The organism is Brevundimonas sp. UBA7534, from assembly GCF_002479325.1.
Lineage (GTDB): Bacteria > Pseudomonadota > Alphaproteobacteria > Caulobacterales > Caulobacteraceae > Brevundimonas.
Genome location: NZ_DLMO01000172.1, coordinates 1 through 12,277, shown reverse-complemented (window position 1 = coordinate 12,277; position 12,277 = coordinate 1). Strand labels below are relative to the sequence as shown.

The following is a 12,277-nucleotide window of genomic DNA, read 5'->3' as shown; positions in this document are numbered from 1 at the left end:
GTCACCCGCACCCGCTCGTTGCGCTCGAAGCGGATCGGCTCGACCAGTTCGCTGAACTTGCGGCCGTCGAAGCCCCACATGAACCGCTCCATATTGCCGGTCAGGTGGATTTCCATGGTCCGCGACGGGGGACGCTGGTCCTTGTTGGGCGTCAGCGAGACCAGGTCGGTGTAGACCAGCACGCGGTGGGGTACGTCGGCCAGTCCCGTCGGGCGCTCGCCCATGCGGTTGGCCGGCGCCATGGCGATGGCGTCCACGCCGACCCCCACCGCCATGTCCGGCGGGGCGTTGGCGGGATCGCGCATGTTCATGCCGGCCATGGAGCCGTGGTCCATCCCGGTCATCGCACCCGTGGACTGGGGCGCCATGGCGCCGTGATCCATCCCGGCCATGGCGCCGCCGGACGCGCCGGTCGTCGCCCCATGGTCCATGCCCGCCATGGCGCCGCTCGGCTGCCCCCCCATGGCTGCGTGATCCATACCCGCCATGCCGCCCATGTCCCCCATGCCCATGTCCTTCATGGTCAGGTTGGGAACCTCGCGGAGCGGCGGAACCTCGGCGGTCATCCCCAGGCGCGGAGCAAGGGTCGCCCGCCCCATGCCGGAACGGTCAATGGCTTCCGACACGATGGTGTAGGCCCGGTCCTCGGTCGGCCGGACGATAACGTCATAGGTCTCGGCGACGGAGATCTGGAACTCGTCGGTCTCGACCGGACGCACGTTCTCGCCGTCGGCCTGGACCACCGTCATCGGCAGGCCGGGGATGCGGACGTTGAAGATCGACATGGCCGAGGCGTTGATGATGCGCAGTCGCACCCGTTCGCCGGGTCGGAACAGGCCGGTCCAGTTCTCCTGCGGGCCGTGTCCATTGATCAGATAGGTGTAGGTCGTCCCATTCACGTCGAGGATGTCGCGCGGGTCCATCCGCATCTGGCCCCACATGCGCCGTTCTTCCAGGCTCATGCGGTCCTCGCCGGAGAAGAGGCCCGCCAGGGTCGTGCGCTGCCGGTTGAAGTAGCCGGGGCTCTTCTTCAGCTTGTCGAGGATTTCGTGCGGATGCATGAAACTCCAGTCCGACAGGACCAGCACATGCTCGCGGTCGTAGGCGATGGGATCGGCGCCGGCCGGATCGATGACGATCGGCCCGTAGTGGCCGAGCGCCTCCTGCAGGCCGGAGTGGCTGTGATACCAGAAGGTGCCGGACTGCCTGATCGGAAACTCGTAGACGAAGGTCTCGCGCGGCTTGATGCCTGGGAAGCTGATCCCGGGCACCCCGTCCATCTGGAAGGGTAGAAGAATCCCATGCCAGTGGATCGAGGTGTCTTCATCCAGGGTGTTCGTCACCGCCAGACGGACGTTCTGGCCTTCGCGCAGCCGCAACACCGGCGCCGGCAGCACGCCGTTGATGGTCGTGGCCGTCGCGGTGCGCCCGTTCACGGTGAAGGGCGTCTGACCGATGGTCAGATCGATATTCGGCCCAGTCAGGGTAGGCAGGTCCGACCGCAGCCCCGGCGAGCCCGTCTGCGCCCAGGCGGGCATCAGGCCCTGCAAGGCGGCGAGACCGCCGCCCGCGACGGCGCCGCGCAGCAGCAGTCGACGATCCAGCTTCATAAGATACTCCTGAAAGTCAGAACCGCGCCTCGGCGAGGCGACGATCTATATGGTTTTACGCAGGCGACCCGGTCGCCCCTCGCGACACGCTGCCGCAGAGCCGACCGGGCCGGAAACTCCCGTCGCCTAGCGCTGGATCAGCGCCTCGCCAGGATGGCTTTCATCTGGGCGATCTCCCTCTCCTGGGAGCTGACGATCTCCTCGCACAGACCCAGCACTTCCGGATCCGTCAGCGAGGCCTGCTGACACATCAGGATGGCGCCGGAATGGTGCGGGATCATCGATTTCAAGAACTCGGTGTCGCCCACCGCCGCCTGGGTCCGCATGCCGTAAAAGCTCACCGCGAACACCAGGGCGGCGGCTCCGCCGATCAGAAGGTTGGTCCGTTTCGACGGATACATCGATCGCATGAAGATCAGCATGAGGATGGCCATCGGCGACACCATCATCAGCGTCATGTAGACATTGTTGAGGTTGAGGTGGAAATGATCGAGGGACGCGATCATCGTGTACATCACCAGGTACATGATGACGAAATCCAGGGCGAGCTCGATCCCGAACGATCGATAGCTCCCCTTCATGGCCTTCATGGTCTCCATTGGTCCACCCTTTCTCGACCAAAACATCCCGCCCGATCGTCGGCCCCGCGTCAGCCTCCATTGACGGGTCCCGGACACGCGCGCAGTTCGCCGGTGTCGGCGCCAGCCTAATCCGGGTCCGCCGCCACGGTTCCGCCTTGATCAAACAAACTCGGGCGCCGTCAGGCCAGGCGAGGGATCGACCACCGGAATGCGTATTGACGCCCATCACGCCTATGCTCGGCGGCCCGTCCGACCCCCGTCACAGCCGGACCGCCCGAAGGCGCAACGCATTGCCGACGACGCTGACGGACGACAGCGCCATGGCCAGGGCCGCCAGGGCCGGCGACAACAGCAGGCCGAAGACCGGATACAGCAGACCCGCCGCGATCGGGATGCCGAGCGTATTGTAGCCGAAGGCGAAGACGAGGTTCTGGCGGATGTTGCCCATCACCGCCTTCGACAGTCTGCGGGCCCGGACGATGCCCTGCAGGTCGCCGCCCAGCAGGGTGACGCCGGCGCTCTCGATCGCCACATCCGAGCCGGCGCCCATGGCCACGCCGACGTCGGCGGCGGCCAGGGCCGGGGCGTCGTTGACCCCGTCGCCGGCCATGGCTACGACCCGGCCCTCGGCGCGCAGCCGCTCGACGACCGCCGCCTTGTCCTGGGGCAGGACCTCGGCCTGGACGTCGTCGATGCCGAGCCGGCGCGCGACGGCCTCGGCCGTGGTGCGGTTGTCGCCCGTCATCATCACAAGGCGCAGTCCCGCCGCCTTCAGATCGCGGATGGCCTGGGCGGTGGTCGCCTTGACCGGGTCGGCGATGCCCAGGACGCCGGCCATCGTCCCGTCCACAGCCACGAAGATGGCGGTGGCGCCGTCCTGTCGAAGCGCCTCGGCCTCGACCTCAAGCGGCGCCGCATCGACGCCGATCTCCTTGAGGTAGCGGCCGTTGCCGAGCGCGATGCGGCGCCCGTCGACCACGCCCGCGACGCCGCGTCCGACCGGGCTGTCAAACTCCGTCGCCTCCGAAAGGGCGAGCTTCCGTTCGGTCGCGGCGCGGACGATGGCGTCGGCCAGGGGGTGCTCGCTGCCGCGCTCCAGGCTGGCGGACAGTCTCAGAAGCTCGCCCTCGTCGAAGCCGGCGGCGGGCCGGATCGTCGTGACCGACGGCCGCCCCTCGGTCAGGGTGCCGGTCTTGTCGAGCACGAGGGTGTCGACCTTCTCGAAACGCTCCAGCGCCTCGGCGTTCTTGATCAACACCCCGGCCTGGGCGCCGCGTCCCACCCCGACCATGATGGAGATGGGCGTCGCCAGGCCCAGGGCGCAGGGACAGGCGATGATCAGCACCGAAACCGCAGCCACGAGGGCGTACGACAGGCGCGGCTCGGGCCCGGCCAGGCCCCAGACGACCGCCGCGAGAACCGCGATCGCGATCACCGCCGGGACAAACCAGCCCGACACCTGGTCGGCCAGACGCTGGATGGGCGCGCGGCTGCGCTGGGCCTGGGCGACCATCTGGACGATCTGGGCCAGCAGGGTGTCGGCGCCGACCTTGTCGGCCCGCATGACGAACGAGCCGGTCTTGTTGAGCGATCCGGCGATGACCCGGTCCCCGATCTCCCGGGTCACCGGCATGGATTCCCCCGTGACGAGGGACTCGTCGATGGTCACCCGCCCGTCCAGGATCTCGCCGTCGACCGCCACCTTCTCGCCCGGCCGCACGCGCAGCCGGTCGCCGACGGCGATCAGGTCGAGGGTCACGTCCTCGTCGCCGCCGTCGTCACGCACCCGCCGCGCGGTCTTCGGCGTCAGATCGAGCAGCGCCCGGATGGCGCCGGACGTCTGTTCGCGCGCGCGCAGTTCCAGGATCTGACCCACCAGAACGAGGACGACGATGACGGCCCCCGCCTCGAAATAGACGGGCGCGCTGCCGTCCATCCGCCGGACCGCCGCCGGGAACAGGCCCGGCGCGAGAACCGCGACCACGCTGTAGATCCAGGCCGCGCCGACGCCCAGGGCGATCAGGGTGAACATGTTGAGGCTGCGGTTGCCGATCGAGGCCCAGCCCCGCTGGAAGAAGGGCCATCCGGCCCACAGCACCACCGGCGTCGCCAGGGCGAACTGGATCCAGTTCGAGGTCTGACCCGGTATCCGCATCATCAGGCCGGTCAGATGCCCGCCCATCTCCAGGGCGAAGACCGGCAGGGTCAGCACCAGGCCGACCCAGAAGCGGCGGGTGAAGTCGATCAGTTCGTGATTGACCGGCGCCTCGGCGGTCACCGTCTCCGGTTCCAGCGCCATGCCGCAGATCGGGCAAGAGCCGGGGCCTTCCTGGCGCACCTGCGGATGCATCGGGCAGGTGTAGATCGCGCCGGAGACCACGGGCGCGGGCTGCGGCTGATCGCCAAGGTATCGGTCCGGCTCGGCGACGAACTTGGTCCGGCAGCCCGCCGAGCAGAAGAAATAGTCCCGGCCTTCGTGAGCGGCTCGATGCGCCGCGGTCGCCGGATCGACGGTCATGCCGCAGACCGGGTCGACGGCCTTCGCGCCGCTGTCGGCCGTGTGGGTCGAACAACAGGCGTGACCGTCCGGATGGGAATGCGAGGGCGTGGACATGGCGGGCTCCTGAATCGGCTGGACGCCAAATATACCCCATTGGGGTATCGCGCAAGATACCATCATAGGGTATAAGGAATGACTGGAACGAGGAATTGGATGCAGACCCTGACCAAGCCCAAGGTGATGAACCGTCTCAACCGGATCCAGGGACAGGTGCGCGGCATCGCCCGGATGGTCGAGGATGACCGATACTGCGTGGACGTGCTGACCCAGCTACAGGCGGTGCGGGCCGCCCTGCTGCGTGTCGAGAGCGAGGTCCTCACGGATCACCTCGACCACTGCGTTATGGGTGCGATGACCGGCGACGATCCGGCCGAGCGCAAGACCAAGGCGAACGAACTGATCGAGCTGCTCGGACGTGCCTTGCGCTAGTACGACAGGGTGTCAGACAACCCGTCGGAAGGGTTCGGCGAGTTGCCGGAGATATCCTCTGGGGTAGTCGGGCCGACCGGACACGCCGATCTGGCCCGTCCGGGGCGTGTCGGCCCCCGACCGGAACGTTCCCAGCAGATGGTCCCACAGGCTGGTGAACAGGCCGAAATTGACGTCGCCCTCGGTTTGCGACGCCAGATGATGGTGTCGGTGGGCCGGGGCGACCGCCCATATGTAGATCAGCGGTCCGATCTTCATATCGACGTTGGAGTGCTGAAGGATCAGTTGGATCGCCACGGCGAAGGCCAGAAGCCAGGCGACGTCCGAGGGCATGCCGAGGAGCACCAGCGGCGCAACACCGGCCGTCAATTCTATCGCCTGATGGAGGGGATGTTTCAGCAGGCCGTTGAAACCATACATCCGTTCGACGGAATGATGCACGGCGTGCAACGACCAGAGCTCCGGGGTGCGATGGCTGGCGTAGTGCGCCAGGGTGATGCCGAAGTCCGCCGCCAGGACGGCGACCGCGAGCTGTCCCCATAGCGGCCAGCCGGACGGCCAGACGTCGAAACCCGAAATCAGGCCGGACACCAGGGGCAGGGCCAGCACAGAAAGGACAATCGACGCCTCATTGACCGCCGCATGGATCAAATCGCGGCCGGTGTCCCCGTGGGGTTGGTTCCAGACGGGGTCGTAGGGCGCCAGACGCTCGGCAGCGAACGAGACGACCAGCGCCAGGCCGAGCAGGACCGGCAGACTCCACCGCGGCGCCCCTCGCTCGGCCAAGGTCAACGCGGCCCCAAGGAAGCCCGCGAAGAACCCCGGCGCATAACCGAGACGGATGAGAAACCGGACGAGCGGCATTGGAGGGCTCCAGGGTGGACGCCCCAGGATGACGCGGCCGGCGGGCGGCCTATTGAACGAACCGATTGTCCGCAGAACGCACGACGCTCGACGCCTGCAAGGGCGTCACGCCGAACATGCGTTTCGTGATGCGGTTCAGATGCGCCTGGTCGGCGAAGCCGCCGGCGATCGCCGCCTCCACCATGCCCGCGCCCGACGCCATCTCATGCCCGGCCCTCTGCAGCTTTCGCCATAGCAGCCATTGCGACAGCGGAGCCTGCATCTGCGCCTGGGCCAGAACCCTGAGGCGCGCGGGCGACAGGCCGACCGCCCGGGCCGCCCGGGCGACGGCGCCGGGCGCCGGGTCTTGGGACGCCTTGAGGAGCGCCCCTTCAAGGCGTGGATCCAGCTTCACTTCCTCCACGCCGAGCCCTTCTCTGAGGCCCGCCACGATGCTGTCCGGCTGGGCCTCAGGTCTCAACAGGGCCGTCACAACGGGCGGCGCGACGGCCGCGACGGCCGGCGCTATCAGCGCCAGAAGACTCGAGGCCAACGGCGTGTGCGTCTCCAAGTACAGCAGCAGGACCGACCTGCCCTCGTCGGTCATCCGATGGCGAACCCGCGGGCCGATGACAATCGCCTGACCGCTCAAGGTGCGATGGTCTTCCAGAACCACGCGTACCGAGCCCGTGCGGGCCACGGCCAGCTGTATCGCGACATGGGCGTGAGCGGCGTGCGCTTCATGCGGGCCCGCATAGGCGGCCCATCCGTCGCCGATGGCGAAAACTGCGCTCGATGAAGGCGAAGCCATAGTGTCGCGGCGTCCGCGCCGGTCCCATCGCCGACGGCAGTTGTCATCGCGCCTTCCGGCGAAACCCGCAAGCCGCGCACCATGAGTCCCTCGCAACGAGTGGGAACGGACCATCGCCACTTTGCCGGGCCCACGGCACCGCTGGACTGAAGCCTGACGCGGCGGAACGAGGGATGTACGTATCCGATGCGTATCCCAGATAGGTGGACTGTCGTGTTCCGCCCGCCTTGGGGGGCCATTGATCATGACGTCCGTACCGCCGACCCGCGACGGCTATCCGGCCGAGCTGAGAGCCCTGACCAGTCTGCGGGCCTTCCTTGCCGTGGGCGTGGTGCTGTTCCACTACCAGCTCCAATGGGATCCGGCCTTGGGATTCAGCCCGATCATTGAACGCAGCCGGCTGGCGGTGGACGCCTTCTTCATGTTGTCGGGCTTCATCCTGGCCCACGTGTACGGGCCGGCGTTCGCCGCCGGAACCTTCAGCTACAGGCGCTTCCTCATCGCCCGCCTGGCGCGGCTCTACCCCCTACACGTCGCGGTGTTGGCCAGCGTGCTGGTTATGGTCCTGGGCGCCACCGCGGCCGGGGTCCGGTTCGACGCCGACAGCTATCCGCCGCTGGCCTTCTTCCAGACCCTGTTCCTCGTCCAGGCCTGGTTCCCGACGGACGCGGTCATCCACTGGAGCGGACCGAGCTGGTCGCTGTCGGCGGAATGGTTCGCCTATCTCCTGTTCCCGGCCTTCGCATGGCTGGCCCTGCGGTTCCGTGCTCGTCCCTGGGCGTTACTCGGGACGGGGGCGGTGGCGTTCGTCGTGTTCGACGCCCTGTACGTCCAGGCGTTCGGCAAGGTCCTGCCCCGGGCCGAGGATTCCCTCGGCATTCTGCGTATCGTCCCGGAATTTCTGATCGGCATGGCCCTCTACGGCTTGGGTCACCGCTGGCGCTGGAGCCGTCCCCTCGCCGCCGGCGCCGCCCTGATCACCACCCTGCTCCTGCTCGGCGCCATGCAACTATCGCTGGATGACCGCATCGTGGTCGCCCTCGCCGCCCCCGTGATCCTGACCTGGTCCCTGCTGGCGCGGGCGGACTGCGAGGGCCCCCTCGCCGCCGCGGCACTGGTCTTCGCCGGGGAGGCGTCCTTCGCCCTCTACCTCGTGCACATGCCCGTGATCATCGCCTTCAAGGGCGTCGTCGCCGAACTGCGCGGCGTCGACAGCGCGTTCCGGATCACGCCAGTCGAATTGACGGGGCTGTTCGTCGTCACGGCGCTGCTCGCCGTCGCCTTGCACCTGCTGGTCGAGAAACCCGGCCGCACCTGGATTCGACGCCGGTTCGAAGGACGGCGCGTGGAGCCCGCCGCGCCCGCCTGAGCCGCGCGCCAGGCTTGGCTTGACGGGCCGCTCCAGGCGTAGAACGACTGATTTCGCAAACAAGATTGAGGCGTCGCCGTGAGGACTGCAGACGGTATCGTGCAGTTCACAGTCATCCGCGGGATGGCGAACTGACAGGTTCTGAAGGACGGTCAGGATGCTGGCCGTCTCGACTTCAGCGTTGGTGCAATCGAGCTCGCGCTGGTTCGCGCAACGATCTGGTCGACAGCGGGCGCGCTTCCACTTACGCAAGTCGCCGCGCGTCGCGCCGTGGTCTCGCGAGCTAGGTTCGGCATCGAAGCAGTTCGGGGAGCCGACCGGGTTCCGAGCGGGATCGCACGCATCCGCCGGATCTCAATGAGGCCCCAACGCCGCCTTCGGGGCCCTGACCGTCCCGGCCAAAGCGCCGCCCGTTAACGCACCGCTTCGCGGATTTTCGGTTGCATGTCCGGCGTCAGCACCGCGGCGCGTGGAGGAAGCGGTCCCTCCCCGCGCTCCCCTTCGCGCTCGATGTCGGCGATCAGCAATTTCATCTCCTCGATCTCGCGCACCTGGCTGGCGATGATCTGGTCCGCCAGCTCCCGCACCCTGGGGTCGCTGATCCGCGACTTGCTGGCGTTGTTGATGGCGATGGAGTGGTGCGGAATCATGGCGCGCATGAAGGTGGTGTCGTCGACCAGGGTCTGGGCGCGATTCATGTAGAGCAGCAGCACGCCGAGAACCGCCGCCACCGCGACGACCGTGACCTTGGTCCGCTTGCCCTCATACATGGTCCACATGAAGCCCAGCATGATGACGGCCATCACACAGCCCATGATCAGCGACGCCATCAACCGGTTCAGGCTGAACAGCGCGTGGTCGAGGCTGTAGACCAGCTGGTACATCAGGAAGAACATCACGACCGTCGAGGTCGCGATCATCGCCACGAACTTTCCCCAGCTCATCTTCATCATCGGAATCTCCCGCAGAACGTTGTCGGCGGAGCAACGCCGCGCAGACGCCGCCTGTTCCCGAACACGGGGGTCGCATCCGACGAGGCGGGTCGACCTAGACGTTGCGGAAGCCGGATGGGTTCGATCAGATCAGGCTATTGCGCGGCCTCACGAGGGATAGCGTGTTGCCGGAGAGCTGGTTGATCGCGACCCCTGAACCATGCGGGCGATGGGCCGATCGCAGGGACCGTGCCGCCGGTGCCGGCCCCGCCGGTCAGTGACGGCGGGCATGTGCAAAAAGGACGGCGTGTTGAATTGGGCTTGGAAACCCCTGTAGGTTCATGTTGACCCGTCAGCCTCTTGGGCAGAAGGAGCGATCCTTGGCGACGCACTCCGACACCATTCAGTTCACGGTGATCCGCGGCGATGGCGACTGGCGGGTTCTGCGCGATGGCCGGAATTCAGGACATTTCGACTTCAGTGTCGATGCCATCGAATCCGCTCTCGTCAAGGCGACGACGCTCATCGACAAGGGCGCGCGGGTGGAGGTCTTCGTGCAGGACGCCGCCGGCCAGTTGCGACAGGTCGATCCCGTCGGCGGCGAGGTGCTGCATTGAAGGTCGTGGAGACCTTGATCCTCGCATACCCGGCTTGGAGGAAGCGGCGCCGATCCGCGCATAGAACTGCGATGTAGCCTCGAAGTCCCGTGACGGCAGGTCGGGCGTGGCACGGTCGGTCACGGCGAACTCCGGAATGCAGCGAGGCCGCCGAAGCCTGGCCGCAACAGCCCTTTCCATCCACCTGGATCGACGGACACGGCAGGTCGCCACAGGAGCAGAACACGCAGCAGTCGCGCGGTTGGGGCTTCAGCTTCTCGCCGTAGCCGAGACAATCGTAAAACCAGATGCAGGCGTCGGTGGGCATGGTCTCGGTCGCGACGTGACCGCAATGCGGGCAGGTCAGCGTCGACTCCAGCGATGGCGGGGGTCATCGTATGGCCGCCAGTCGCGGCATGGCCCGTGGTTCGATGTTGGGCTGCCAGGCTAGGGACAGGACGTTCGGCAGGCGGGCGGTGACCAGCAGCCGGCAGCTGCGACCAGTCGAACCAGCGGATCGCCAGACGTGGCGCCGGCCAGGGCGGCGGCGCCGACGAGTGCCACGAGGATGAGACCGACGACGAGATGGGCGGGGACGACACGCAGCAGGGGCTGGCGCGCATAGGCGCGCAGCGAGGCGTGTCCGGACGCGAGGGGTTCGTCGTAGATTCGGCCAGGACGTAACCGGAGCCGATGATGAAGAAGTCGGTGAGCAGATAGCCGCGGTCGAACATCCGATGCAGCTGCGGCAACGGAACCGGCGAGGCCTCGCGGAAATGGTAGAGGATGACCAGCGCCCCTACGATGAAGCGGAGCGCGTCCAGCTTGCAGGGCCGCGCCGCCGGCGATGGCCACGAAGGTGGCGCCGTTGATGGCGACCGCCGCCATCAGAATGCGTCGATAGCCGGGGTGGCGCCGTCTGCCTCGGAGGCGCTCCCGCGGCGTGCTGACGGAAAGGGGCGGCGTCCCGGCTGTTCTGAACCGTCGATATCGGAAGGGAGGCCGGCCAAAGTCCGGCGCTGCCGAGGTTTGGTCAAACGTCGCCGAAAGTCGTCGGACGGGTCGGGAAAGGTCATGGCCACGACCCTGGCAAAGTCGTTTGCCGAGTTAAACCAAGTCGTCAGCAAGTTGCATACAAGTCGTTGAAAATATTCGTACAAATGGCGTTGACAGGCGGGGATTTTATCTGCTTGCAATGAGTCGCGGCGGGGCGACCTGCGCTGAAACAAAGGAAGCAGATCATGCAATGGAGACCTGGGCGCCGCCTGTTCGGCGCAGCGATGACGTGCGGCCTGATGCTGGCCGGACCGGCCCTGGCGGGAGGCTCCGGCATGCCCTGGGAAGGGCCGCTGCAGCAGGTGGTGCAGTCGATCACCGGACCGGTGGTCCAGGCCGCCGCCGTCGTGGCCGTGGTCGTGTTCGGCGCCGGCATCGCCATGAGCGAGAACGGCTCCTCGATGCGGCGCGGCCTGGGCATCATGTTCGGCCTTTCGATCGCTTTCGCGGCCTCGACTTTCTTCCTCGACTTCTTCGGCTTCGCCGGCGGCGCGGAGATCGGGTGATGGACCCGCGGCCGGACGGGTGGGAGCTGCCGGTGGCCCAGGCCCTGGCCGAACCGGTGCTGATGGCCGGGATGCCGCGCGACTACGCCATCGCCATGGGCACGATCGCCCTGGTGCTGGGCCTGGCGCTGCGGATCTGGTGGCTGGGCCTGCTGTGGTGGGCTGTCGCCCATGCGATCGGCCTGTGGGCGGCGCGGTCCGACCGACGGTTCTTCGATGTTCTGCGCCGGCATCTGGCGATGCCCGGTCATCTGGACGGGTGAGGGGGCGATGCGGTTCCTCGACGAACATCGCCGCCGTCCCGCCGCCCTGGCCGACCACCTGCCCTGGGCCGCGCTGGTCGCGCCCGGGGTGGTGCTGAACAAGGACGGGTCCTTCCTGGCCGCCTTCCGGTTTCGCGGGCCCGACCTGGAGTCCTCGACCGAGGACGAGCTGATGGCGGTGCGCGCCCGGCTCAACAACGCCCTGAAGCGGCTGGGATCGGGCTGGTGTCTGCACATGGAGGCGCGTCGCCGTCCCGCGACGGCCTATCCGGAGAGCGCCTTCGACCTCGAGGTCGCCTGGCTGCTCGACGCGGAACGACGCAGCCGCTTCGAAACCGCCGATCCCGCCTTCGAGACGGACTTCCGCCTGGCCCTGACCTGGCTGCCGCCCGCCGACGAAGCCCGCCGCATGGAGCGCTGGCTGTTCGACGGTCTGGCCAGGGGCGGCCACGACTGGCGGCTGTCGCTGGCGGCTTTCGGCCGCGAGGCCGATACGACGCTCGACCTGTTGTCCGACGCCCTGCCGGAGATCGAACGGCTTGATGACGCGGACCTTCTGACCTGGCTGCATGACAGCGTCTCGCCCCGGCCCTTCGCGGTCCGGCCGCCGGAGACGCCGATGTTCCTCGACGCCTGGCTCGCCGACGCCGGCCTGACGGGCGGGGTCGCGCCCCGTCTCGGCGATCGCTGCCTCAAGGTGGTCTCGGTGCGGGGCCTGCCG

12 protein-coding genes and 1 pseudogene are annotated in these 12,277 nt (G+C 67.6%); 6 read left to right on the top strand and 7 right to left on the bottom strand.

What is annotated here, in order from left to right:
* The 3 genes from B2U11_RS14475 to B2U11_RS14465 all read right to left on the bottom strand — a co-directional run.
* Window positions 1-1,610 (bottom strand): copper resistance system multicopper oxidase (locus tag B2U11_RS14475; protein ID WP_292072776.1); only part of this gene is annotated, 1,610 nt, incomplete at its 3' end.
* Window positions 1,611-1,747: 137 nt separating this feature from the next.
* Entirely contained in the window at window positions 1,748-2,200 is a 453-nt protein-coding gene (locus B2U11_RS14470; RefSeq protein ID WP_292072775.1) for a DUF305 domain-containing protein, read from the bottom strand.
* 250 nt (window positions 2,201-2,450) lie between these two features.
* Window positions 2,451-4,805: a heavy metal translocating P-type ATPase gene (locus B2U11_RS14465; RefSeq protein ID WP_292072773.1), complete on the bottom strand. Its 2,355-nt coding sequence runs from the start codon at window positions 4,803-4,805 to the stop codon at window positions 2,451-2,453.
* A 99-nt stretch (window positions 4,806-4,904) separates the two neighbouring features.
* Here B2U11_RS14465 and B2U11_RS14460 point away from each other — a divergent pair, with 99 nt between their 5' ends.
* Entirely contained in the window at window positions 4,905-5,180 is a 276-nt protein-coding gene (locus tag B2U11_RS14460; RefSeq protein ID WP_292072771.1) for a metal-sensitive transcriptional regulator, read from the top strand.
* 12 nt (window positions 5,181-5,192) lie between these two features.
* On the opposite strand, the gene B2U11_RS14455 is transcribed toward B2U11_RS14460, so the two are convergent.
* Window positions 5,193-6,044: a sterol desaturase family protein gene (locus B2U11_RS14455; protein WP_292072769.1), complete on the bottom strand. Its 852-nt coding sequence runs from the start codon at window positions 6,042-6,044 to the stop codon at window positions 5,193-5,195.
* Between the two features lie 49 nt (window positions 6,045-6,093).
* On the bottom strand, window positions 6,094-6,630 hold the full coding sequence (locus tag B2U11_RS14450; protein WP_292072767.1) for a helix-turn-helix domain-containing protein: 537 nt from the start codon (window positions 6,628-6,630) through the stop codon (window positions 6,094-6,096).
* 448 nt (window positions 6,631-7,078) lie between these two features.
* Here B2U11_RS14450 and B2U11_RS14445 point away from each other — a divergent pair, with 448 nt between their 5' ends.
* Window positions 7,079-8,203: an acyltransferase family protein gene (locus B2U11_RS14445; RefSeq protein WP_292072764.1), complete on the top strand. Its 1,125-nt coding sequence runs from the start codon at window positions 7,079-7,081 to the stop codon at window positions 8,201-8,203.
* Between the two features lie 413 nt (window positions 8,204-8,616).
* Here B2U11_RS14445 and B2U11_RS14440 read toward each other — a convergent pair whose 3' ends face one another.
* A complete protein-coding gene (locus B2U11_RS14440; protein ID WP_292072762.1) occupies window positions 8,617-9,156 on the bottom strand; it encodes a DUF305 domain-containing protein in 540 nt (179 codons plus the stop codon).
* Window positions 9,157-9,515: 359 nt separating this feature from the next.
* Between B2U11_RS14440 and B2U11_RS14435 the strand changes: the two genes are divergently transcribed.
* A complete protein-coding gene (locus tag B2U11_RS14435) occupies window positions 9,516-9,752 on the top strand; it encodes a hypothetical protein (RefSeq protein WP_292072761.1) in 237 nt (78 codons plus the stop codon).
* Here the strand turns inward: B2U11_RS14435 and B2U11_RS15800 are convergent.
* Window positions 9,658-10,098 (bottom strand): GDCCVxC domain-containing (seleno)protein, encoded by a 441-nt coding sequence (locus B2U11_RS15800; RefSeq protein ID WP_292072778.1) that lies wholly within the window; start codon window positions 10,096-10,098, stop codon window positions 9,658-9,660. The genes B2U11_RS14435 and B2U11_RS15800 overlap by 95 nt on opposite strands.
* An 874-nt stretch (window positions 10,099-10,972) precedes the next feature.
* On the opposite strand from B2U11_RS15800, the gene B2U11_RS14425 reads away from it, so the two are divergent.
* The 3 genes and pseudogenes from B2U11_RS14425 to B2U11_RS14415 form a co-directional block, all read left to right on the top strand.
* Window positions 10,973-11,293, top strand: a complete 321-nt coding sequence (locus tag B2U11_RS14425; RefSeq protein WP_291838944.1) for a TrbC/VirB2 family protein — start codon at window positions 10,973-10,975, stop codon at window positions 11,291-11,293.
* Complete coding sequence (locus B2U11_RS14420) at window positions 11,293-11,556, top strand: VirB3 family type IV secretion system protein (RefSeq protein ID WP_292062128.1); 264 nt, start codon at window positions 11,293-11,295, stop codon at window positions 11,554-11,556. The genes B2U11_RS14425 and B2U11_RS14420 overlap by 1 nt, the downstream gene beginning before the upstream one ends.
* Window positions 11,557-11,563: 7 nt before the next feature.
* Window positions 11,564-12,277: pseudogene (locus tag B2U11_RS14415) on the top strand (conjugal transfer protein TrbE); the annotation flags it as partial.